At 60.9% G+C, this 22,345-nt stretch carries 25 protein-coding genes and 4 tRNA genes; 14 read left to right on the plus strand and 15 right to left on the minus strand.

Going from position 1 to position 22,345, the window contains the following annotated elements; all coding sequences use genetic code 11:
- The first annotated feature begins 9 nt into the window (after positions 1–9).
- Positions 10–1,359, plus strand: coding sequence for an HlyD family type I secretion periplasmic adaptor subunit (locus JP75_RS09010; protein WP_035081763.1), 1,350 nt, complete (start codon positions 10–12; stop codon positions 1,357–1,359).
- Complete coding sequence (locus JP75_RS09015) at positions 1,359–2,027, plus strand: response regulator (protein WP_035081766.1); 669 nt, start codon at positions 1,359–1,361, stop codon at positions 2,025–2,027. The genes JP75_RS09010 and JP75_RS09015 overlap by 1 nt, the downstream gene beginning before the upstream one ends.
- A 21-nt stretch (positions 2,028–2,048) precedes the next feature.
- Here the strand turns inward: JP75_RS09015 and JP75_RS09020 are convergent, their stop codons facing one another.
- The 6 genes from JP75_RS09020 to JP75_RS09040 all read right to left on the minus strand — a co-directional run bounded on the left by JP75_RS09020 (position 2,049) and on the right by JP75_RS09040 (position 4,174).
- Positions 2,049–2,348 carry a hypothetical protein gene (locus tag JP75_RS09020; protein ID WP_035081768.1) on the minus strand — a complete coding sequence of 100 codons (300 nt, stop codon included), beginning with the start codon at positions 2,346–2,348 and terminating at the stop codon, positions 2,049–2,051.
- A gap of 53 nt (positions 2,349–2,401) precedes the next feature.
- The gene (locus JP75_RS26525; protein WP_160194662.1) at positions 2,402–2,578 is read right to left on the minus strand and encodes a hypothetical protein; all 177 of its coding nucleotides are present in this window, start codon (positions 2,576–2,578) and stop codon (positions 2,402–2,404) included.
- Between the two features lie 133 nt (positions 2,579–2,711).
- A tRNA-Glu gene (locus JP75_RS09025) sits at positions 2,712–2,786 on the minus strand.
- Positions 2,787–2,844: 58 nt separating this feature from the next.
- Positions 2,845–2,919: transfer RNA gene (locus tag JP75_RS09030), tRNA-Glu, on the minus strand.
- 91 nt (positions 2,920–3,010) lie between these two features.
- Positions 3,011–3,487 carry a YcbK family protein gene (locus tag JP75_RS09035; RefSeq protein ID WP_035081771.1) on the minus strand — a complete coding sequence of 159 codons (477 nt, stop codon included), beginning with the start codon at positions 3,485–3,487 and terminating at the stop codon, positions 3,011–3,013.
- Between the two features lie 270 nt (positions 3,488–3,757).
- A complete protein-coding gene (locus JP75_RS09040) occupies positions 3,758–4,174 on the minus strand; it encodes a VOC family protein (protein ID WP_035081773.1) in 417 nt (138 codons plus the stop codon).
- A gap of 187 nt (positions 4,175–4,361) precedes the next feature.
- Between JP75_RS09040 and JP75_RS09045 the strand changes: the two genes are divergently transcribed.
- Together JP75_RS09045 and JP75_RS09050 are read left to right on the plus strand one after the other, a co-directional pair.
- Positions 4,362–4,985 carry a cold-shock protein gene (locus tag JP75_RS09045; protein WP_084587561.1) on the plus strand — a complete coding sequence of 208 codons (624 nt, stop codon included), beginning with the start codon at positions 4,362–4,364 and terminating at the stop codon, positions 4,983–4,985.
- A 45-nt stretch (positions 4,986–5,030) separates the two neighbouring features.
- Positions 5,031–5,489 carry a DUF192 domain-containing protein gene (locus JP75_RS09050; RefSeq protein WP_035081775.1) on the plus strand — a complete coding sequence of 153 codons (459 nt, stop codon included), beginning with the start codon at positions 5,031–5,033 and terminating at the stop codon, positions 5,487–5,489.
- A gap of 3 nt (positions 5,490–5,492) precedes the next feature.
- On the opposite strand, the gene trhA is transcribed toward JP75_RS09050, so the two are convergent.
- Positions 5,493–6,182: a PAQR family membrane homeostasis protein TrhA gene (gene trhA / locus JP75_RS09055; protein WP_035081780.1), complete on the minus strand. Its 690-nt coding sequence runs from the start codon at positions 6,180–6,182 to the stop codon at positions 5,493–5,495.
- A 160-nt stretch (positions 6,183–6,342) separates the two neighbouring features.
- Between trhA and JP75_RS25235 the strand changes: the two genes are divergently transcribed.
- Positions 6,343–6,807: an ArsR/SmtB family transcription factor gene (locus JP75_RS25235; protein ID WP_051960522.1), complete on the plus strand. Its 465-nt coding sequence runs from the start codon at positions 6,343–6,345 to the stop codon at positions 6,805–6,807.
- A 150-nt stretch (positions 6,808–6,957) separates the two neighbouring features.
- Here the strand turns inward: JP75_RS25235 and JP75_RS09065 are convergent, their stop codons facing one another.
- The 4 genes from JP75_RS09065 to JP75_RS09080 form a co-directional block, all read right to left on the minus strand.
- Positions 6,958–7,743 carry an HAD hydrolase-like protein gene (locus JP75_RS09065; RefSeq protein WP_051960523.1) on the minus strand — a complete coding sequence of 262 codons (786 nt, stop codon included), beginning with the start codon at positions 7,741–7,743 and terminating at the stop codon, positions 6,958–6,960.
- 176 nt (positions 7,744–7,919) lie between these two features.
- On the minus strand, positions 7,920–8,246 hold the full coding sequence (locus JP75_RS09070) for a hypothetical protein (protein WP_035081782.1): 327 nt from the start codon (positions 8,244–8,246) through the stop codon (positions 7,920–7,922).
- A 194-nt stretch (positions 8,247–8,440) separates the two neighbouring features.
- A tRNA-Arg gene (locus JP75_RS09075) sits at positions 8,441–8,517 on the minus strand.
- Positions 8,518–8,567: 50 nt separating this feature from the next.
- Positions 8,568–9,635 (minus strand): LacI family DNA-binding transcriptional regulator, encoded by a 1,068-nt coding sequence (locus JP75_RS09080; protein ID WP_051960524.1) that lies wholly within the window; start codon positions 9,633–9,635, stop codon positions 8,568–8,570.
- 234 nt (positions 9,636–9,869) lie between these two features.
- Between JP75_RS09080 and JP75_RS09085 the strand changes: the two genes are divergently transcribed.
- The 8 genes from JP75_RS09085 to JP75_RS09120 all read left to right on the plus strand — a co-directional run bounded on the left by JP75_RS09085 (position 9,870) and on the right by JP75_RS09120 (position 18,819).
- Entirely contained in the window at positions 9,870–11,111 is a 1,242-nt protein-coding gene (locus JP75_RS09085; RefSeq protein ID WP_035081786.1) for an ABC transporter substrate-binding protein, read from the plus strand.
- A 94-nt stretch (positions 11,112–11,205) separates the two neighbouring features.
- Positions 11,206–12,147 carry a carbohydrate ABC transporter permease gene (locus tag JP75_RS09090; RefSeq protein WP_084587563.1) on the plus strand — a complete coding sequence of 314 codons (942 nt, stop codon included), beginning with the start codon at positions 11,206–11,208 and terminating at the stop codon, positions 12,145–12,147.
- A gap of 14 nt (positions 12,148–12,161) precedes the next feature.
- Entirely contained in the window at positions 12,162–13,076 is a 915-nt protein-coding gene (locus JP75_RS09095) for a carbohydrate ABC transporter permease (RefSeq protein WP_051960534.1), read from the plus strand.
- 4 nt (positions 13,077–13,080) lie between these two features.
- The gene (locus JP75_RS09100; protein WP_035081792.1) at positions 13,081–14,163 is read left to right on the plus strand and encodes an ABC transporter ATP-binding protein; all 1,083 of its coding nucleotides are present in this window, start codon (positions 13,081–13,083) and stop codon (positions 14,161–14,163) included.
- A 178-nt stretch (positions 14,164–14,341) separates the two neighbouring features.
- On the plus strand, positions 14,342–15,091 hold the full coding sequence (locus JP75_RS09105; protein WP_035081795.1) for a sugar phosphate isomerase/epimerase family protein: 750 nt from the start codon (positions 14,342–14,344) through the stop codon (positions 15,089–15,091).
- Positions 15,092–15,097: 6 nt separating this feature from the next.
- Positions 15,098–16,240: a Gfo/Idh/MocA family protein gene (locus JP75_RS09110; protein ID WP_035081797.1), complete on the plus strand. Its 1,143-nt coding sequence runs from the start codon at positions 15,098–15,100 to the stop codon at positions 16,238–16,240.
- 288 nt (positions 16,241–16,528) lie between these two features.
- Positions 16,529–17,587, plus strand: coding sequence for a sugar phosphate isomerase/epimerase family protein (locus JP75_RS09115; protein WP_035081800.1), 1,059 nt, complete (start codon positions 16,529–16,531; stop codon positions 17,585–17,587).
- Positions 17,588–17,667: 80 nt separating this feature from the next.
- A complete protein-coding gene (locus JP75_RS09120; protein ID WP_035081803.1) occupies positions 17,668–18,819 on the plus strand; it encodes a Gfo/Idh/MocA family protein in 1,152 nt (383 codons plus the stop codon).
- Between the two features lie 35 nt (positions 18,820–18,854).
- Here the strand turns inward: JP75_RS09120 and JP75_RS09125 are convergent, their stop codons facing one another.
- The 3 genes from JP75_RS09125 to JP75_RS09135 all read right to left on the minus strand — a co-directional run bounded on the left by JP75_RS09125 (position 18,855) and on the right by JP75_RS09135 (position 20,253).
- Positions 18,855–19,721, minus strand: coding sequence for a TraB/GumN family protein (locus JP75_RS09125; protein ID WP_035081806.1), 867 nt, complete (start codon positions 19,719–19,721; stop codon positions 18,855–18,857).
- Between the two features lie 121 nt (positions 19,722–19,842).
- Entirely contained in the window at positions 19,843–20,148 is a 306-nt protein-coding gene (locus JP75_RS09130; protein ID WP_035081809.1) for an ETC complex I subunit, read from the minus strand.
- Positions 20,149–20,176: 28 nt separating this feature from the next.
- Positions 20,177–20,253 (minus strand) — tRNA-Pro (locus JP75_RS09135).
- Positions 20,254–20,356: 103 nt separating this feature from the next.
- Between JP75_RS09135 and JP75_RS25240 the strand changes: the two genes are divergently transcribed.
- Complete coding sequence (locus JP75_RS25240) at positions 20,357–21,100, plus strand: phosphatase PAP2 family protein (RefSeq protein WP_051960525.1); 744 nt, start codon at positions 20,357–20,359, stop codon at positions 21,098–21,100.
- On the opposite strand, the gene metC is transcribed toward JP75_RS25240, so the two are convergent.
- The gene (gene metC / locus JP75_RS09145) at positions 21,082–22,257 is read right to left on the minus strand and encodes a cystathionine beta-lyase (protein WP_035081811.1); all 1,176 of its coding nucleotides are present in this window, start codon (positions 22,255–22,257) and stop codon (positions 21,082–21,084) included. The genes JP75_RS25240 and metC overlap by 19 nt on opposite strands.
- Positions 22,258–22,345 lie beyond the last annotated feature (88 nt).

Genomic DNA, 22,345 nt, shown 5'->3' on the forward strand with positions numbered 1-22,345 from the left:
TTCTGAGTGATGACCACGATCGACACCTACGCCGCCTTCACCGCAAAGCCGACCTCCCAGCGCCGAGGCAGAGCCGAACAGGACAGCTTTGCCCTGACCGGCCGCGTCATCGCCGGCAGTATCTTCGCCATCCTGCTGGTCGCCGGCATCGGCGGCTGGTCGGCAACGGCAAAACTCTCGGGCGCCGTCATCTCCCTTGGCACCGTGCTGGTCGACGATGAGGTGAAAGCCATCCAGCATCTCGACGGCGGCGTCGTCCGCGCCATCGAAGTGCGCGAGGGTGATGTCATCGAAAAAGACTCCATCCTGCTGCGGCTCGACGACGTCCAGATTCGCACCGAACGCTCGATCCTCGTCGGCCAACTCGCCGAGCTCGTCGCCAGGCAGGCCCGCCTCCAGGCCCAGGCGGGGCAGGCGGGCGAAATCGCCTTCCCCGACCAATACTTGTCCCAATATCCCGGCTCGGCCTCTATCCTCGCCGGCGAGCAGCAATTGTTCGATAGCACCATGCTCAACCAGCAGTCGCTGCGCTCCCAGTTGGAACTGCAGGTCGCCCAGTTGCGCGAGGAGATCGCCGGTCTCGCCTATCAGGACGACGCCTTGCAGGAAGAGCTGGCCCTGGTCCGCGAAGAACGCACGCGGATGAACGAACTCGCCGGAAAAGGCCTCATCGAAACCACCCGCCTCAATGCTACCGATCGCGAACTCGCCCGCATGATGGGCTCTGAAGGCGAGATCGCCGCGAGTATCGCCCGGGCCAATGCCCGCATCAGCGAAATCGAACTGCAAATCCTTGCCATCGACCAGACCGGCGGCATGGAGGCCCTGCGCGAACTACGCACAGTGGACGCCCGTCTCGCCGAACTGCGCGATCGCCTGACCGAAGTCGACGCCCGCCAGGCCCGCACTGTGATCCGCTCTCCGGTCAGCGGTACGGTCAACGAGGTCGCCGTGACCACTCTGGGCGGTGTCATCACGCCCGCCGAAAAGCTCATGACCATCGTGCCTGCCGATGCCGATCTCAAGATCGAGTTCCGCGTCGCCACCAACGACATCGACCAATTACGCCTGGGCCAGCCGGTGAAACTCCGCTTCTCCGCCTTCAACCAGCGCACGACGCCCGAAATCGGTGGCATCGTCACGCGCATCTCTGCCGCTGCCACCACCGATCCGCAGAGCGGCCAGAGTTTTTATCTCGCCGAAGCCGATCCCACCGACGACCTCGACCAACTCGGCCCCACCGGTCTCGTACCCGGCATGCCCGTGGAAGTCTTCGTGCAAACCGAAGAACAGGTGGCCATCGCCTACTTCGTGAAGCCCTTCACCGACCAGATCAGTCGCGCCTTCCGCGAAGAATGATGCCCAGTCAATCTCACGTAAGAACCGTCACCATTTCCGACGACCACCCGGTTTTCCTCGAGGGCATAAAGGACATCTTGGCAAGGCAAGGAGATTTCGACGTAGTCGGGCAGGCGAACTGCTCCCAATCGAGCCTGGATCTCATCAATGAGCATAGACCGGATGTGGCGATCCTCGATCTCTCGATGCCCGGCGACATTTTCCAGACCATTTCCCAAACCACCCGCACCAATAGCCAGACCCGCGCCATCGTCTACACCGCCTATTGCAGCGTCGATTCCGCGGTCAAGGCGCTCGAAGCAGGCGCAACCGGCTTCGTGCTCAAAAGCGACCCGATCGAAGAGTTGCTCGACGCGATCCGGGCGCGCAGCGAATTGGTCATCTCGAAAAAATTCTCGGCCGAAGTCCTGACCGCCATGCGCGCCCGGCTGTCGACGGCGCCTCCTGCCGCCCTTTTCAGCCTCAGCCGCCGCGAAAAGCAGATCGTTGGACAGTTACTGCTCGGCCAGACCAATAGGGAAATCGCGAGAACGCTCGATCTGACCGAGCAGACCATTAAGCACTACATGACCAGCCTGATGCACAAGATGAAAGTCAGGAGCCGGGTCGAAGTGGTTGTCGCGGTCAAGAAGTCGCAATCGGCTCTTGCCGATGTACAGCGCGCGTAGCGATAGCGTCCACAGAGCGCCTTAGCGCTGGTCGATCAGCTTCTTGAACAGCGTTTTCCTCGTGACGCCACTCGTCGCGTGACCCTTGGTCTTGCTCAGGTTGATCACCAGCAGCACATCGCCGTCCTGCAGGGCGACCGCGGACGTGATTTCATCCTTCAGCCCAACCGAATTCCTGGTCGAGGTCACAAGATAGAAAGACGACGTCTCGGACCAGACATCCCCATCGGCAGCCGCTTCGATCGCCTTGGTCAGCGCGGCGTAGCGATCATTATAGTCGCTTCCGTCCTCGAGCATAAAACTCACGGCAAAAAGGGCCAAGGCGCTCTCCTGATTAGCAACGGGTCATGTCAACGGCCCCAAGGGCTACGCAGCTACGACCAGACAGTGTAGTCCTCGCCGGCAAAGCCCTTTTCCCAGGCTTCGTCCCAGTTGGCTTCGTCGTCGTTCTTCTTGCCGCGATGCGGATTGGTATTCTTGTCTTTTTCGGTCGCGCCGGCGGTCCATCCAGTCAGGCGCACCTGCTCATCGTGACGTTTGTCGCTGGACATCTGCCTCTCCTGTTCGCATGCGAAAGCGCAGCCCGGTTTTATGCCATGCTCAAGCACTGGCATCATTGCTGGCCACGTCTATACCGATATTTGTGGGGAAGCGCACTGGTCGGTGCTAAATCGTTGAAAATGCTGGTACGCCCAAGGGGAATCGAACCCCTGTTTACGCCGTGAGAGGGCGTCGTCCTGACCGCTAGACGATGGGCGCCTAAGCCGTATTGAGCGCCTGAGCCAACTCGCTTTCCCAACAATGAGTGGGGGAAGCGTGGTACGCCCTAGGGGAATCGAACCCCTCTCTGCACCGTGAAAGGGTGCCGTCCTAACCGATAGACGAAGGGCGCGCTCAACGCTGGGTGTCGTATAGAGGGAGCTTTTCTGATGCGCAACCCCCTCGGTGGAGATTTCGCACTTTTTTCAAAAAGCCGAAAGTTATCAACAGCCTGAGAACGTGACGGGGCGATTGTAGCCGCGTGGACGGTCGCGAACGTCGACATGGATGAAGTTGCGGCCCGGATAGCAGCCGAGCCCGCCCACGGCCGAAGTGCGCATGGCGAACTCGATCAGCCGGCTTTTGTCGACGCCGGGAATGTAGAAATCCGCGGCCATGCATTTGGTGTGATAGGAGTTGTCGGCGCCGCCCGCGGCATTATTGTGATAGTTGTCGCGATAGCCCGACTGCATCACCACCTTCTTGCCGAAATGCCCTTCGAATTCCCAGATCAGGAATCGCAATTGCGGCGAGAGACAGAAGGCATTGACCTCGCGCGAGGAGACATAGGTGCCCCAATCGGCCCGCAGTCCCGAATAGCCCGCCCCGCTGCCATTGGCGAACATGGCCATGGGCACGCAGGCGGCCAGCGTGGTTACGACGGCACCAATAGCGAGGACGGAACGGATAAAATGGGGCATGGCAACTTTCCCGATTTGCCCGCTGTGGCAGAAGCGCCACACACAATGGGCCGAACGGTTCAGTCGCTAAAATTAGAAGGGTTTCGCTAACCGCGCGCTAAGCAGCACGGTTAGCGAATCGTGAAGGCAAAGTCCGAATGCAAACTCGCTAGGGCGAGACAACTGGCGCGGTTTTCGAGAACCGGAGCGCAGCGTACGTTGGTACGTGAGCACCGGAAGCGCAGAAAACCGGGTCAGGTGGCCGCCATAGTAGAGTTTGCAGAAGGACTTTTACCAGCTACCGGTGTTCGGCATCGAAGCCCAGGGTTCCTGCGGGGGCAGGGTGCCATCCTGGATGAGCTCCACCGAAATCCCATCCGGCGAACGCACAAAGGCCATGTGTCCATCGCGCGGCGGACGGTTGATGACGACGCCCAAATCCTGCAGATGCTGGCACAGCGCGTAAATATCCGCGACACGATAGGCTAGGTGTCCGAAATTCCGGCCGCCCGTATAAACTTCCGGATCCCAGTTATAGGTCAGTTCGACCTCGCCGCCTTCGTCGCCCGGCGCCCGCAGGAAGATCAGGGTAAAGCGCCCCTTTTCATTGTCCGTGCGGCGCACTTCCTGAAGGCCAAGACCCTCGCAGTAGAATTTGAGGCTCGCCTCGACATCGGTGACGCGCACCATCGTGTGCAGATATTTCATTCCTGCCTCCTTTTCGCGGGATCGTGATGTTGGCCTAACAAGCGCAGAAGCTAGCCGCAACGACAACCGGACGCGGCTCCTACAACTATTTCGCAACACCTTCTTAACTTTTGAGACTGAATCGGACAGAGTGAGCTGGTATTGTCGAGTACCCGTGGTCACGGGAGTTGCAAAAGGGCGTTGCGGCATGGGGGCCAATATTAACGGCGATAGTGGAAATCCCACGAATCCGTCTCACGACACCGAAGCCGGTGAGCGCGAAAACCTGTCTGCGCGACAGGACGGGGCTGCCGTTGACACCATCGAAGTCGCCGGAACCATCAAATGGTTCGATGCCGGCAAGGGCTTTGGTTTCATCGTGCCGGACAATGGCCTGGCCGACATCCTGCTCCACGTCACCTGCCTCCGCCGCGATGGCTATCAGACCGCCTATGAAGGCGCGCGCATCGTCGTGGAAGCGCTCAATCGCCCCGGCGGCCTGCAGGCTTTCCGTATCGTCTCCATGGACGAATCGACCGCCCGCCACCCGGCCCAGATGCCGAGCCCGCGCACCCATGTCGTGGTCGAGCCGAGCTCTGGCATGGTCCGCCTCGAGGTAAAGTGGTTCAACCGCATTCGCGGCTTCGGCTTCCTGTCGGCCGGCGAGGGCACGCCCGACGTTTTCGTGCATATGGAAACCCTGCGCCGCTTCGGCATCACCGAATTGCGCCCCGGCCAGTTCGTGCTCGTGCGCTATGGCAATGGTCCAAAGGGCCTTATGGTCGCCGAAATTCGGCCCGACGGTTGGGGCGACGCACCTTCCTCTCATTGAGTCCGGCCCAATAGGCCGCGCTCACTGCAATCAAAGGCATCATCGATGTTGCACCAGTTTCGGGCACTTGCGGCCGCCGCAGCCATCGCTGTCGTCAGCCTGCCTCTTGCCGCTTGCAGCGACGAATCCAAGCTGACCATCCACAGCGCCAGCGGCGATCACACCTTCAACATCGAGGTCGTCGACACCGCCGCAAGCCGGGCGCAGGGCCTGATGTACCGCCAGGAACTGGCCGATGACGCCGGCATGCTCTTCGATTTCCTCGGCGAGCAGGAAGTGTCGTTCTGGATGCGCAACACGTTCATTCCGCTCGACATGCTGTTCATCACCGCCGATGGCGTCGTGAAAAACATTCACGTCAACGCACGGCCCCACGATCCAACGGGCATTCCATCGGATGGTCCGGTGCAGTTCGTGTTGGAAATCCCCGGCGGCCGCAGCGTCGAACTCGGCATCGAGGCGGGCGACACCGTCACCCATCCCCGCATCACCGCCGCCGAATGAGCCTCAGAGGCGGTGTATGACCATGCAGTCCAGCACCGCCCAAAGGTGCAGGCTGGCGCCCACCACCACGAAGACATGCCACAAGGCATTCTGGAATTTGAGCTTTTCCCACAGGTGGAAAACGATCCCGGCCGAATAGGTGACGCCGCCGGCCAGTAGGAGCCACAGCGTCGAACTCGGCAATTCCTGCGCGAGGGCCTGGAACACGACAATGCCGCTCCAGCCGATGGCGAGATAGAGCAGGATTGCCAGCCGCCCAAAACGCTGCGGCACGATCAGCTTCAACGCCACCCCGATCAGCGAGGCGCCCCAGATGAGGCTCATCATGATCGCGCCGGCCTGCGTGCCGCCGATCACCGCGAGGAAGGGCGTATAGGATCCCGCAATGAAAAGGAAAATCGCCGCCTGGTCGAAGCGGGCCAGATGCCGCTTGATCGGCGAAATCGGCCACATATTGTAAGCTAGGGACACGCCGAGAACGACCACCAGCGTCGCGACATAAACGGTGGGCGCCGGAAAAGCCTCGGGTGCCGTGTGCATCGCGGTCATGGCCAGGAGGATTGACCCCGCAGCAATCGCGATAATGAGGCCCAGGATATGCACGGCGGCATCGACGATCAGCTCTGCCGGCGTGAACGGCCGCTGCTCACGGCTCCACCAGGAATAGGATTTGGGACCTGCTGCGTAGCTCATGACAACTCCTCCTGGACGCCAGACTGCGGCGAAGGATGTGACCAATCTATTGCCTCTACGCGGCATTCCGATGTCATCCTCAACGCGACACCAACGTTTCTGGTGAAGAAAGGGTTCGCTCGCTTGACCTGTAACGCCTCCGTTACGTAGGCCTCACATCATGAGCAGAAAGTCCAAACCCCCGATTGCCCTCTATTCGGCCCTCGCCGACACAACCAGGTGCCGGATTCTGGAAATCCTGAAAGTGGCCCCCACGCCGGTCCACGTCCTGACCGAGGCTTTCTCCATCAGCCGCCCGGCCATTTCGCGCCACTTGCGGGTCTTGAAATCCGCCGGCCTCGTCGCGGAGGTGAAGAAGGGGCGCGAAAACGTCTATGCCTTCCGCCCGGCTAAACTCGATGCAGCGCGAACCTGGCTCGAAACCATTCGCTCTTCCGAAGTTTTGGCGGAGGAAGTGGTCGAGGAAGCGCCCGCCACAGTGGTCGCGGGAGCTCCTGTCGCCCCCAAGCCCGCTCGCGCGCCGAAGAAAAAGCCCGACGCCAGCGCCGTAAAGCCTCTCAAGGAAACAGCGCCGGCACCGGCCCCAGCGGCACCTTCAACGAGCCAGATGGGTTTTGATTTCTAAAGCTTTTCCCACTGCACTGGGCCCATCCCAATCTCGATTGTCATCCCGGCGCAGGCCGGGACCCATCTTGAGATTTCGGGATAGATTCCGGCCTACATCAAGATGACAGCCGGCGGGGCGGCGAAGGCCCTTGGCACTACGTGAAATGGCTCAGATCGAAACGACGGGGTAGGGGACGAGCATCGCGCTCTCTTCCCGCGCCTCGAAGATCTCTGCCGTGATCCGCTCAAGCTCATGGGCCGACCACGCGATCTGCAGGTTCGGGCAATCGCCATCTACAGCCCGCAGTGCCGCACGCGGCCCGAGGGCAATTGGAACGATCGGACGAGCCAGGCTATCCGCAGCCGCCATCGCCGCATCGATATCCTTGCGCTGGTCGCCAACATACCAGATGACGTCCCGCGCCCTAACATCGCGGCCAAGACCGGCCAGCGCTGCCAAGATAGAATCCGGCCAGGGCTTGCCCCGGCTGACGTCTTCGCGAAACACGCAGGCCGAGAAATATTTCTTGAGGTCGAAGGCTTCGAGCACATCGTGGCCATAGCCCCGGCCAAGCCCGTTGCTCACCACTGCGAGGAGCACGCCATTGGCGCGCAGCCGTTCCAGCACAGACCGCAGGGTCTCGCAGGGCACCAGCATTTCCTCGACCGATTTCCGCCGTACGCGATGAATGGCGCGATGCACAAGCAGTTTTGGAGTCTTGTGGGGCGCGGCCACGCATTTCCGGCGCATCAGCCGGAAACGTGCCACCAGTCGCGCAGCCCGGTGCGAACAATCATCAAGAAATTCCAGCGTCTGCAGGACGCGCGGATTAACGTGATGAACCAATGTTCCATCGAGATCGAACAGTACGATGGTCGGTGCCGTCAGATTTGAATCCAGCGTCGCATCCCCCGAATTGATCCCAAATTTGCCGTATTTTAACCAAGCGCACAACCCCGGCAGCGATTTGGGGTGTCAATTGCTTGTGCTCAACAAGGGAGATTGGGACGTGTGAGGGCTGATCCGGAAGCCCTGCATATGCCGGATTTCCTGGCTTTTAGCCATGTGCCGGGAGTTGCGGGAAACCTCATGGGCTCCCCGCCTCTCGCCACGCTATTCTTGCGCCGAGTCTAATCGGTGAAGCTGAATTCGCTCAGTTCGCAGACATTCTTGTTGGAGGCCTGCACCTGGTCGCCATCCTCGAACACCGCCAGGAAGTCATATTTGCAATAGCCGCTGCCATCGTCGATATTGATCATGACGCTGTAGCCGGCCGGCAAAATATCATTGCCCAGAATATCCTCCTCCCACGAATTGGTGCCCGTGTTCGAGGCATAAAATCGCACGATGTCGTAGGAAGTCTCGTTATTGATGCGTACACGGCGATCCAGCGCCGCAGCGTCCACGACGCCTGCGACGGTCAAAGCAAGCACGGCGCCTGCCAAAGCTTTATGCATGATTGTCCCCTAAATGCGGTGCCCACCGCAGGGGAACTTTATTTGGTAAGCTCATGTAAGCGCAAGACGCCGGAATCGCGTCTACTTCTCTGCTCGCCATCCCCGTAACAGGTCGACAGCAACTCGCCAGTTGCGCGAATGCAGTTCCGTCTAAGTGACTGAAAAACCATCAGATTTCTGTGGTCGGAAAAGTCTGGCGATCCCGACAGGACTCGAACCTGTGACCTTCAGCTTAGAAGGCTGCTGCTCTATCCAGCTGAGCTACGGGACCGCACGCGCCTTCCTTTAGCTGATCTGGCGAAAAAAGAAATGCCTGCGGCGTCAAGAAGAAGGGGTATCGGCGCCAGCTTTGTTGGTTCCGCCGCGGGCAATTCTGGCCGTGCTTTCGCGCACGACGAGTTCGGAACGCAGCACGATCCTGAGCGGAATACCCAGGGCGTCCGGGTCTTCCACAATATCGATCAGCGCCTCCGCCGCCATGCGGCCGAGCGCTTCGCGCGGCTGGCGCATCGTCGTCAGCGGCGGCACATAATGCGGCGCCACCCCGAGATCGTCGAAACCCACAACAGAGATATCGCGCGGGCAAATGATTCCGTGCTGCCGCAGCCCCGAGAGAAAGCCGATGGCCGATTCGTCATTGGCCGCAAAAATGGCGGTGGGGCGTTCCGTCATCGAGAGAAAGCGCGCCGCAGCGGAAAAGCCGCTCTCCATGTCGAAATTGCCGCGAAAACTCCATTCCGGAACCGGTGCCAGGCCTGAAGCCGCGAGCGCCCTCGCAAACCCCGTAAAGCGTTCGCGCGAAACGACATTATGGTCCGGCCCCAGGAGATGCCCGATCCGGCGGTGGCCAAGATCGATCAGGTGCTGCGTCGCCCGCTCGGCGGCGTCAACATTGTCGGTCAGCACCGTGTGGAACCCCGAATTCGGAATTTCCTCACAGGCGACGACAATAGGAATGGCATCGGCCTGTCCAGCAAGCGCCTGAAGCAGGTTTGTATCCACCGACCCATCCAGCAACAGCAGCCCGTCGGCGCGGTTCGAGAGCAGAAAATCCTGCAACCGGCGAATGGTTTCGTGGCCGAAATAAAGGTTCAGCACGAGCACGCCATAGCCCCGCGCCGCCGCCTCCCGTTCGATCGCATCGAGGATGGAGGAGAAGAAAGGATTCCTAATGTCAGGCAGGGCGACAAGGATGGTCTTGGCCGAGCGTTGCCGCAATGAGCGGCCGGCCTGGTTAAGCGTGTAACCGGTTACACGAACCGCCTCCGAAACACGGGCACGAGTCCCCTCGCTCACCTTTTCGGGCGAGGAGAGGGCACGGCTGACCGTGGCGGTCGAGACGTTGGCGAAACGCGCAACGTCTTGAATTGTCGGTGTTTTTCTTTCCATATTCACGTCCGGCAGCGCCCCCTCTCGCTGTCAGGCTTGCATTCTGTCTAAATCGATCTTGACAGGTCCGCAAGACGTGTATGAAACTCCTGAAATCGATTGCACAACCAGTTTCGATTAGTTATGCAATCGATTACACGCGGCCGGTCGGGGTGTCTGGAGGAAACGGGGACCCGCAGGTCGGCAGCATGAATGGGGTACATAGCCCCTCGTGTTCGTTGGGAGGACATTCCTATGAAGAAGTTTGCAGTGGTTGCCGCTATGGCAACCGCGCTGCTCGGTTCCGCGTCTGCAATTGCGGCCGATCTTGAAGTAACCCACTGGTGGACGTCCGCCGGTGAAGCGGCCGCCGTGGCCGAATTCGCCCGCGTCTTCGAAGAGACGACCGGCAATCACTGGGTAGATAGCGCCCTGGCCGGCTCGGGTAGCGGTGCCAACCCCGTCATCATCAGCCGCATCATCGGTGGTGACCCGATGGGCGCCACCATGATGAACACCGGTCGCGACGCCGAAGAGCTCATCCAGGCTGGCCTGATGCGCGATCTGACGCCGATCGTGGAAGAAATGGGCGGCCTCGATTTCTACGTCGACCAGTCCCTGCTCGATGGTTGCCGTTATGACGGCAAGATCTACTGCTTCCCCGTCAACATCCACTCGTGGGACTGGCTGTGGCTCTCGACCGCCGCTTACGAAAAGATCGGTCAGCCGGTTCCCAAGGACTGGAACGAGTATGTCGCTTCGTGGCCGGCCCTGCAGGAAGCAGGCATCCTGCCCTTCGGTCTGGCAACCGGCTGGCCCTTCTCGGGCATCCCGGGCGTGCTGATGGCCGGTCTCGGTGGTTCGGACCTCGTCCTCGCCGTCAACCGTGACAAGAGCGTCGACGCCGTTCGCGGACCGGAATTCCGCAAGGTTGCCGAAGCTCTCGACGCCCTGCGTGGCGTTCTGTCCCCGGACATGATGGTTCCTGCCTTTGCCGACGTCGGCACTCAGCTGCTCGAAGGTACTGCTGCTGGTAACATCCACGGCGACTGGCTGCAGGGTGACCTGCAGGTGGCCGGCGGCGTCCCGGGCGAAGACTACGAATGTCTCCCGGCTCTCGGTCTCGGCGATCAGCTGAGCGGTGGCGGCGACTCGTTCTACTTCCCGGTCCTGCCGGAAGGCACCGACCAGGCTGTGCTCGATGCCCAGACTGCTCTGGCCAAGACCCTGATCTCGCCTGAGGCTCAGCTCGCCTTCAACCTGAAGAAGGGTTCGATGCCGATCCGTACCGATATCGACCTGTCCGGTGCCAATGCATGTATGCAGAAGGCCCTTGGCATGCTCGGCAACGGTCTGCTGCCCTCTGGTGACTTCTCGCTCTCGAGCGACATCCAGCAGCAGCTCCAGGACCTCAACACCGAGTTCCTCGACGACGACGGCATCACTGTCGATGACTATGTCGAGCGCTATGCCTCGATCATCGAGTCGGCTGAATAAGCCTCTGTCTACGCTGACGGGAGTTCGCTCCCGTCTTTGAAACAAGTGGTCGGCCTTGTTCGGCAAGGTCGGCCACGTCCTCTTGGAGAGACACATGGCGGATACTGCCGTTCCCTTGGAGGCGGGTACTGAAACGGTCAACCGACCCGGCCTGCTGAAAAGAATCCTGCTTCACAACCTTCCAGCCAAGATCGCGGCCGTGCCGATGATGCTTACGGTGCTGGTGGTCTTTGTGGGCTGTACCATCTGGACGATCTACTACTCGATGACCAATTCGAAGCTCTTGCCCACCGGCAAGTTCATCGGCTTCGATCAGTATGAGCGCCTGTTTGCGACCTCGCGCTGGAACGTGTCGGTCACCAACCTCATCGCTTATGGCGTGATGTCGCTGGTGTTCACGCTGGTGATCGGCTTTGTCCTTGCGGTTTTGATCGATCAGAAGATCCGCTTCGAAAGTGCCTTCCGCACGGTCATGCTCTACCCCTTCGCCCTCTCGTTCATCGTGACGGGCCTTGTGTGGCAGTGGATCATGAACCCCACCCTCGGCCTGCAGGGAACCCTGCGCAATCTGGGCTGGACCAACTTCACGTTCGACTGGATCGCCAATCCGCGCATGGTGCTTTTTGCGTTGCTCATTGCCGGGCTGTGGCACGGTACGGGCTTCTGCATGGTGCTCATGCTCGCCGGTCTGCGCGGCGTCGATGAAGAAATCTGGAAGGCCGCGCGCGTTGACGGCATTCCCACCTGGCGCACTTATATCTCGATCGTGCTGCCCATGATGCGCGGCGTGCTCGTCACGGCCGTTGTCATCATCGGTTCGGGCATCGTTCGCCTCTACGATCTCGTCGTCGCGCTTACGAACGGCGGTCCGGGCATTTCGTCCGAAGTCCCCGCCAAATACGTCTTCAACTACATGTTCTCGGGCGGCAATATCGGCCAGGGCCTGGCCGGCGCTACCATGATGCTGCTGACCGTGCTCATCATCATGATCCCGTGGGCTTATCTCGAATATGGTGGCAAGGGGAAACGCACATGAGCCAGACCGCAACCATGGCCGGCTCGACGCCTGCAACCGCCGGCACCGTCGTCGAGGCGCGGGGCCCCAAGCCCAAGCCCTTCTTCACCCCGCGCAAGATCATCATCTATTCGGTGCTGGTGTTCTTCTCGCTCTACTATCTCTTCCCGCTGTACGTCATGGTCATGACCTCGCTCAAGACCATGCCGGAAATCCGCTTTGGCAATATCTTTGCGCTGCCACAGGCTCCGACTTTTGACGCCTGGATCAAGGCCTGGACCAGCGCCTGCACGGGCCTGAATTGTCAGGGTCTGTCGCCCGGTTTCTGGAACTCGGTGAAGATCACCATCCCGTCCACCATCGTTTCGATCTTCATCGCTGCGGTGAATGGCTATGCGCTCGTCAACTGGCGCTTCAGGGGTTCGGAAATCTTCTTCGCCATCCTCATCTTCGGCTCGTTCATCCCCTATCAGGTGATGCTCTATCCGCTGGTGATGATCACCCGTGAAATGGGTATTTTCGGTTCGCTTCAGGCCGTCATTCTCATCCACACTGTTTTCGGCATGCCGATCCTGACCCTGCTGTTCCGCAACTACTTCGCCTCGCTGCCGCAGGAACTGTTCAAGGCCGCGCGTGTCGACGGGGCAGGGTTCTGGCGCATCTTCTTCGAGATCATGCTGCCCATGTCGCTGCCGATCTTCGTGGTGGCGCTCATCCTGCAGGTCACCGGCATCTGGAACGACTTCCTGTTCGGCGTCGTCTTCGCCGGCACGCAGAACTATCCGATGACCGTCCAGCTCAACAATATCGTCAACTCGGTCCAGGGCACGCCAGATTATAGCGTGAACATGGCCGCCACCGTGCTGACCGGTCTCGTGCCGCTCACTGTTTACTTCGTATCCGGCAAGTGGTTCGTCCGCGGCGTTGCCGCCGGTGCGGTGAAGGGATAACCCAATGCAACACAGCGTTTCCATTCGCGATCTCTCCCTCAACTTCGGCAATGTGAAGGTGCTTGAGCACCTCAATCTCGACATTGCCCAGGGCGAGTTCATCGTGCTGCTCGGGCCTTCGGGCTGCGGCAAGTCGACCCTGCTCAACTGCATTGCCGGTCTTCTCGACGTTTCCGACGGCCAGATATTCATCTCCGGCAAGAACGTCACCTGGCTTGAGCCCAAGGACCGCGGCATCGGCATGGTGTTCCAGTCCTATGCGCTCTATCCGCAGATGTCGGTCGAGCGGAACCTTTCCTTCGGCCTCCGCGTCGCCGGCATGCCCAAGGACGAGATCGAGCGTCGCGTCGCACGCGCCGCCGAAATCCTGCAGATCCAGCCGCTGCTGAATCGCAAGCCGGCCAATCTGTCCGGTGGTCAGCGCCAGCGCGTCGCCATCGGCCGTGCGCTGGTGCGCGACGTGGACGTGTTCCTCTTCGACGAGCCGCTGTCCAATCTCGACGCAAAGCTGCGTTCGGACCTGCGCGTCGAAATCAAGCGCCTGCATCAGCGCCTGAAGAACACCATGATCTACGTGACCCACGATCAGATCGAAGCCCTGACGCTGGCCGACCGCATTGCCATCATGAAGAATGGTGTGATCCAGCAGCTTGCTGATCCCCACACCATCTACAACAAGCCGGTCAATCTCTATGTGGCTGGCTTCATCGGCTCGCCCTCGATGAACTTCATCACCGGGTCGGTCGACGGCACCACCTTCACCGCTGCCGATGGCACCAAGATTCCGGTCGGTGCCTATGATTTCGCGGCCTCGCCCGCTGGCTCGCTCAAGGCGGTCCTCGGCGTCCGTCCCGAACACATTCTCCTGGGCGACGCCGCTCAGGGCATGCCGTTCAAGACCACGGCCGAGATCGAAATTGTCGAACCTATGGGTTCCGAAACCCTGGCCTGGACCAAGGTTGCCGGTGTGCCGGTTACCTTCCGCTGCAGCAGCGATATCCCGCTGGCCGTCGGCGATAAGGTGACCGTCGGCTTCGACATTGCCCGCGGCTCGCTGTTCAACGCTGAAACCGAAAACCGTCTCTGAAAAGAGATGGCTCCAAGATTGACGGCGCCCCATGGGGCGCCGTTTTGCCGGCCAGGCCGGTATTCGACATTACTTTCGCGGCAGTCGATCTGTCCGGGCGCGGTGACGCCGGGCCTTTGTTCCAGCTAATTCCCTTCCCACGACGCGACCCCGCTTCCAATTTGACCAAGAGGCTAAGATGACCGAGCTGTCCTTCCAGCTTTATAGCGCCCGCAATTACCCCAATCAGTCCGAATTTCTGAGCAAGCTTGCCGCTCTCGGCTACAGCCAGGTCGAAGGTTACGGCGGGCTCTATGCCGATGCCCCCGCGCTGGCTGCCGATCTCAAGAAGAACGGTCTCACCATGCCGACCGGCCACTTCGGCCTCGATCAGCTCAAGGACACTGCGACCGCGCTGAAGACAGCCGAAACCATCGGTATGAAGCGCCTCTATTGCCCCTATATCCCGGTCGAGCAGCGTAGCGCCGACGATTCCAAGTGGATCGAACTGGCCGAAACGCTGGCCGGCATCGGCGAAAAGGTCACTGCCGCCGGTTACGGCTTCGGCTGGCACAACCACGATTTTGAATTCGTGCCGACCACCTCCGGCCGCCTGCCGATGGACATCATCCTTGAAACCGCTCCCAAGATCGAATGGGAATGCGACGTTGCCTGGGTCATCCGTGGCAAGGCCGATCCGGTTGCCTGGTTCGATAAGTACGGCGCCCGCATCACCGCCGTGCACGTCAAGGACATCGCTCCGGCCGGTGAAAAGGCCGACGAAGACGGCTGGGCCGACGTTGGTACCGGCGTTGTCGGCTGGAACGACCTGATCGGCAAGGTGACCAGCAAGACCAAGGCGCAGTATTTCGTCGCGGAACACGACAAGCCGTCCGATCCCGAGCGTTTCGCCACCAATTCGATCGCAGCCGCCAAGAACTGGAAGTAAGTCAAAATGGCAAAGACCTATGGCGTCGGCATCATGGGTGCCGGCAATATCTCGGCCGCCTATCTCCGCCTCGCGCCCCTCTTCAAGGGGCTCGAAGTGCGCGCTGTGGCCGACATCCTGCCCGAAGCCGCCAAGAAGCGTGCTGATGAGTTCGGCGTTGCCGCCCAGACTCCGGACGAATTGCTGAAGAACAGCGAAGTCGACGTGATCGTGAACCTCACGATCCCGGCGACCCACTACAAGGTATCGTCCGACATCATCTCGGCCGGCAAGCATGCCTATTCCGAAAAGCCCTTCGTTCTGACCGTCGAAGAGGGCCTGGCCCTCAAGAAGGCAGCCGATGAGCGCGGTCTCAAGGTTGGTTCGGCTCCCGATACCTTCCTCGGCGGCGCCCACCAGCAGGCCCGCGAAATCATCGACAGTGGCAAGCTCGGCAAGATCATGAGCGGCACGACCCACGTCATGAGCCGCGGCATGGAACACTGGCATCCGAACCCGGACTTCTTCTTCCAGCCGGGCGGCGGCCCGATCCTCGATCTCGGCCCCTATTACATCACCGACCTCGTGCACCTGCTCGGCCCCGTGAAGCGCCTCTCGGCCTTCACCGGCAGCGCTCGTGCCGAACGTATCGTCAGCGCCGAAGGCCCCTATAAGGGCACCACGATCAAGGTCGGCACCCCGACCACGATCCACGGCGTGCTCGAGTTCCACTCCGGCGCCATCATCACCATCGGCGCAAGCTGGGACGTGGCGGCTCACGGCCACCACAATATCGAGCTCTACGGCACCGACGGTTCGATCTTCGTGCCCGATCCGAACTTCTTCGGCGGTGACCTTGTCACCACCGGCATCGAAGGCATCCGCACCCCGGTCTCGCCCTGGGATCACCCCTTCGGCAAGCCGAACCAGGACCTCGACAAGGAAGTGCCGCGCGCCAACTACCGTTGCGCCGGCCTTGCCGACATGATGCTCTCGATCGAGAACGGCCAGAACGCCCGCTGCGGCCTCGACGTCGCTCTCCACGTCGTCGAAGTCATGACGGGTCTCCTCAAGGCCGGTGAAACCGGCCAGGTCCTGACGCTGCAGACCACCTGCGAGCGCCCCCTGGCCCTCGGCATCGAGGAAGCCAAGGCCCTGCTCAAGGTCTGATAGGGAGGCCGCGCACGTCCTCCGCCCACCACCGACCGTCATCCTCGGGCTTGACCCGAGGACATTTCACTTAACGCCGATGTCGCAAGTGGAGAGCCCGAGGGTGACGACAGGTAAATGGAAGCGCGTGCGATCGTGTCTCTGTCCTGACGAACGTACTTCATTGACAGGCGCCATGCGCCAGTCGAAACTGCGATCTAACATGTCAGGGCGGCGAGCAATCGTCGCCCTGATCATCAAGAGGAGCCCCGGGAGGCGGTTTTACGGGGCCACAAGAGGAGAATTCTCATGGCCACCACCATCAAGGGCCCCGCAATCTTTCTCGCCCAGTTCGCCGGCGACAAGGCACCCTTCGACAATCTCGACAATATCTGCCGCTGGGCTGCCGGCCTTGGCTACAAGGGCGTGCAGATCCCGACCTGGGTGTCGAGCTTCATCGATCTCGAGAAGGCTGCCAATTCCAAGACTTATGCCGATGAGATCAAGGGCATCGTCAACAGCCACGGCCTCGAGATCACCGAGCTCTCGACCCATCTCCAAGGCCAGCTCGTTGCCGTCCACCCGGCTTACGACACGGCCTTCGACGGCTTTGCCCCGGCTTCCGTCCACGGTAACCCCAAGGCCCGTCAGGAATGGGCCGTGCAGACCATGCTCAACGCCGCCAAGGCGTCGAAGAACCTCGGCCTCAGCGCCCACGCCACTTTCTCCGGCTCGCTCGCCTGGCCTTATATCTATCCCTGGCCGCAGCGCCCCGCCGGTCTCGTCGAAGAAGCCTTCGACGAGCTCGCCCGCCGCTGGACTCCCATCCTCAACGCCTTCGATGAAGCCGGCGTCGACGTCTGCTACGAAATCCATCCCGGCGAAGACCTGCACGACGGCGTCTCCTACGAGATGTTCCTTGAGCGCGTGAAGAACCACCCGCGCGCCAACCTGCTCTATGATCCGAGCCACTTCGTCCTGCAGCAGCTCGACTATCTCGACTACATCGACATCTACAAGGATCGCATCAAGGCCTTCCACGTGAAGGACGCCGAGTTCAACCCGACCGGTCGTCAGGGCGTTTATGGTGGTTTTCAGTCCTGGGTCGAGCGGGCAGGGCGCTTCCGTTCCATCGGCGATGGCCAGGTCGACTTCCCGGCGATCTTCGCCAAGATGGCTGCCAATGATTTCAAGGGCTGGGCCGTGCTCGAATGGGAATGCGCCCTCAAGCATCCGGAAGACGGTGCCCGTGAAGGCGCCGAGCTCATCAAGAGCTACATCATCCGCGTGACGGAACATGCCTTCGACGATTTCGCCTCGGGCGGTACCGACAAGGCTGCCAACCGCAAGATGCTTGGCCTCTCCTGAGCCGAACAGCGGGTCATTGACGCATTCGCGCCAATGACCCTCTCGACGCCAACAGTCTGCTAACGTTCAAGGAGCCAAAAATGGCTGAAAACGGCGCAAAGCGCATTCGTCTCGGCATGGTCGGCGGCGGCACGGGAGCCTTCATCGGCTACGTCCATCGCGTCGCCGCCCGCATCGACGGCGACTATGACCTCGTAGCCGGCGCACTCTCCTCGCGCCCCGAAGTCGCCAAGGAATCCGGCAAAAACCTCGGCCTCGCCGAAGACCGCATCTACACCTCCTACGAGGAAATGGCCAAAGCCGAAGCCGCCCGTCCGGATGGCATCGAGGCGGTTTCCATCGTCACGCCCAACCATATGCACTACGGTCCGGCCAAGGCCTTCCTCGAAGCCGGCATCCACGTCATCTGCGACAAGCCGATCACGTCCACCCTCGACGACGCGCGTAAGCTCTTGGAAATCAAGCCGAAAAACGGCGCGAAATTCCTCCTCACGCACAATTACACCGGCTATCCGCTGATCCGCCAGGCCCGCGAACTCGTCGCTTCCGGCGCCCTCGGCAAGATCCGTGTCGTCCAGGCCGAGTACCCGCAGGACTGGCTGACCGAAGCCACGACCGACGACAACAAGCAGGCTTCCTGGCGCACCGACCCCGCCCGCTCCGGCGCCGGCGGCGCCATCGGCGATATCGGCACCCACGCCTACAACCTCGCCCGCTTTGTTACTGGCCTCAAAACCGAAGCAGTTTCAGCAGACTTAACCGCATTTGTCCCCGGCCGTCAGCTTGATGATAATGTGCACATCATGTTGCGCTTTGAGGGAGGGGCAAAAGGCATGCTCTGGGCGAGCCAAGTTGCCGTCGGCTGTGAAAATGGCCTGCAGCTCCGTGTGTATGGCGATAAGGGCGGCATCGAATGGCGCCAGGACAATCCAAACTACATGTGGTTCACCGAATTCGGCAAACCCAAGCAGCTTCTCACGCGCGGTGGCTCGATCTCCCTGCCGCCGGCCGCCTCGATGAATGTCCGCATCCCCTCGGGTCACCCGGAAGGCTATCTCGAAGCTTTTGCCACGCTCTACAGCCAGTTCGCTTCGGTGATCCGCGGCGATGGCGCTGCCTATGAAGACCTCTTGCCCTCGCTCGCTGACGGCGTCGAAGGCATGCAGTTCATCACCGCTTCGGTGAAATCCAGCCAGAACGAAAGCAAGTGGACGCGCCTCAGCGACGTCTGATCCCTAGGTCGCCCGGCCTCGTGCCGGGCGACCTCCTACTGCACGCGTTCGCTCGAAAAGCCCTTATTTTCCAATAGCGTAACCACGCTATCCGGCCCCACCAGGTGTCCGGCCCCGACGACGAGAAACGCTTCCTCGTCGGTTTCCAGCATGGTCACGATCTGCTTGACCCAATTCTCGTTCCGCTGCGTGATCAGCCGGTCCACAAACGCCTCGCCATAGGCACCAAGGTCGGCCAAGAAAATATCGGCGACCACGTCCGGCGTCCCGTCAAGCCAGCCTACAACCATGGTGTCGACCATCGCGGCCAGCCCATCGGTCTCCGCCAGCGTAGCCACCAGCATCTGGATCTGATCCGCCTCGCTGCCGCCCGCTATGGCCTCGATCTGTTGCTCTGCGGTTTCCAGAAACCCTTGCCGCTTCACAGGAATTTCGCTGACCAACGTGGTTTCCACCCCCTTGGTCGGATCGTACCCGGCTGCCGTCAGCGCCGCCACGGATATGGTGCTCGCCGCCATCCACGGCTGCATCGCAAGGAGAGTAGGGATGGGCACGGCATAAGTCTCGGCGGCCGAGCGCACCTTGCTCATCAGCTTGGCATCGATCCGATGGTTGAGCAAAACGCCGTCCCGCGCAAAGCCACGCTCCATGGTCAACGCCAGGATGCGGGTCTGCGCTTCCATGCCGAGATCGGTTTCGAAATAGATTCGGTCCGCCTCGTCGAGCAGGTTGTCGAAGATTTCAGTCCGCCATTCCATGCCGTCCGGCAACATGTGAATCGAGCCGAAGAGCCAGACGGAACTGTTCCCGTCGCTGACTTTCCAGATGGCGGGCGCGGCATTAACGCCGCCGGCAAGGGTCAGTGTGGTGGCCAGAACGGCGAGGCTGCGGCGAACAAACATGCGGACTCTCCTGTCGGTCGGACTCACCTAACGATAGAGAGAAAGATGCGTTCGGGCGACCAAAAACAAAAGCGCCACAATCGCTTGTGGCGCTTAGCGGAATCTCGGCCTGACGCTGAGGTCAGTGCGTCCAGGGCGTCTTGCGGTCAGACTTGAAATTGTCCGGATAGCTCACGCGCTTGGGCGTGGCGTCATGCGCCGGCTGCACGGTGTATTCGATGCCGTTGCGCTGGGCATAGGCTTCTGCTTCTTCCAGCGTCGGGAACGAGAGCTTGATCTGCTGGCGCATATCGGAGCTGCTGGTATAGCCCATCAGCGGCTCGATCTTGCGGGCCTCAGCCGGCTCGTGAACCAGAACCCACTGCTTGGACTTCCCCTTGCCGGACTGCATGGCGTTACGGGCAGGGCGGTAGATACGGGCGGTCATGCAAAGTCCTCAACACGATGCGTGCGAATGGTCGGAGTACAAAGATTCGAACTTTGGACCCCCGGTTCCCAAAACCGGTGCTCTACCAGGCTGAGCTACACTCCGACGTCGCGCCCTTCCGTTAGCCTGTTCGGCACCAAAGGGCAAGGGCGGCAATGCGGCACTGCACGCTATTGACGGCATCGCTGCATCCGACCAAATAGGCGCCATGGTTGACCTGAGCAAACGCTGGCCTTTGGGGCTCGATCGCCGGAACTGGCCGGATTATCTGGCCTTTTTCATCCTGGCCCTGTTCATTCTGCTTTTCTTCGACGCCTATGCCTCGCGCAGCGCCATCGCCTGGGCAGTCGAATGGCGCCAGCCATTCCAGTTCGTCACCCATTTCGGCCTGTCCGATTGGGTGCTGATTCCCAGCGGCATCATCTTTCTCCTGAGTTTTGCGACTTATCGCCTCTGGAAACGGACGTCGCGCTGGCGGCTTGCCCTTTATGAGCTGGCACTGCTCTCGGGCTTCATCTTCGCGGCAGTTGCCGGCACGGGACTTCTCGTCAATCTGCTCAAGCGCCTCTTCGGTCGCGGCCGGCCAGCCGTATTCGAAGAGTTTGGCGCCTTCGATTTCCAGTATCTGCTCAACGATTGGACGTTTCAGAGTTTTCCATCGGGCCATTCGACCACGGCAATGGCAACCGCCATCGTTGTCGGCTTTCTCGCCCCGCGCTTCTTCCGGTTGTTCCTGATCATAGCGCTGGTCACGGGCGTGTCGCGCGTCGTGGTTGGGGATCATTATCCGACGGACGTGCTCGCCGGCTTCGTAATCGGTGCCGTCGGCACCTATGCGGTGCGAAACTATTTCGCCCGCCGGCGCTGGCTGTTCAAAGCCATGCCCGACGGGCGCGTACGTTTCCGTGGTGTTCCGGCCTTGCGCCGGCTGGCTCAGCGCGCCTTGGCGTAGCGGTCAAAGCCCGCACGAAGGTCGGCCTTGAGGTCTTCCGTATCCTCAAAGCCGATGTGAAGCCGCATGAGATGTCCTTCGTCAGTCCACGGCAGGGCCGAGCGTGCGCCCTTGATCGCGACGGGCAGGCAGAGGCTTTCGAAGCCGCCCCACGAATAGCCCATCGAGAATATCTTCATCTGATCGACGAATGCCGCCAGGGCCTCGCGGGAGCCGGGCTGCAACACGAAGGAAAAGAGGCTCCCCGAGCCGGTAAAGTCGCGCTTCCAAAGCGCATGGTCCGGATGGCTCGGCAGGGCAGGGTGGATCACTGCGGTGACCTCAGGCTGCTGCTCTAGCCAATGCGCGATTTCCAGCGCCCGCTCCTGATGGGCGGCCATGCGGATCGCCAGGGTTTTTAGGCCGCGCGAGACGAGATAGGCATCGTCGCCGGAGGTAAAGAAGCCGAGCAGCGTGCGCACCCGCGATACGTCGGCCCAGGCCGCCTCGGTTGTCGAGATGGTGCCTGCAAAAGCATCGGAATGCCCCACGAACATCTTGGTGCCGGCATGCACGACGATGTCGGCGCCCAGCTCCAGCGGCTTGTGATAGATCGGGCTCGCCCAGCTATTGTCGACGATCAGCCGCGCACCATTGGCGTGTGCCGCCTTGGCGATTGCCGGGATATCCTGCACCTCGAACGTCAGCGAGCCCGGGCTTTCGGCCAGCACTGCCCGCGTATTGGGCTGCATAAGGTCCGCGATCCCGGCGCCGATGCGCGGATCGTAGTAGCGCGCGGTGATTCCCATATGGGTCAGATAGCCGTCGGCGAACTTGCGCCCAGGCTCATAGGCGCTGTCGGTAATCAGGATATCGTCGCCGGTCTTCAGGCAGGACAGCATGGCAATGGTAATGGCGGCCAGACCCGATGGCACCAGCTTGGTGCGATAGGCGCCCTCGAGCGCCGTCACGACCTCCTCGACGCCCTCCGTCGTCGGATTGCCCGCGCGGCCATAAAGGAAGCGCTGCTTCTGGGCATCGAGATCAGCCAGGGTTTTGAAGAGCACGGTCGAGCCGCGATAAACCGGCGTATTGACGAAGCCAAACTGGCTATCGGGGTCGCGCCCGGCGTGAGTCAGGATGGTTTCGATGGAGGGCGGGTTCGAAAAAGAAGTCATGCCTGCTCTGTGCTCAAAATCGGATCAGTTTCATGGTCTGGCTAAAAAAGAGACAGAATTGCTGTCCCAATGCACCTTCTACCCTTGA

It is taken from the genome of Devosia riboflavina, from assembly GCF_000743575.1.
GTDB classification, from domain to species: Bacteria; Pseudomonadota; Alphaproteobacteria; order Rhizobiales; family Devosiaceae; genus Devosia; species Devosia riboflavina.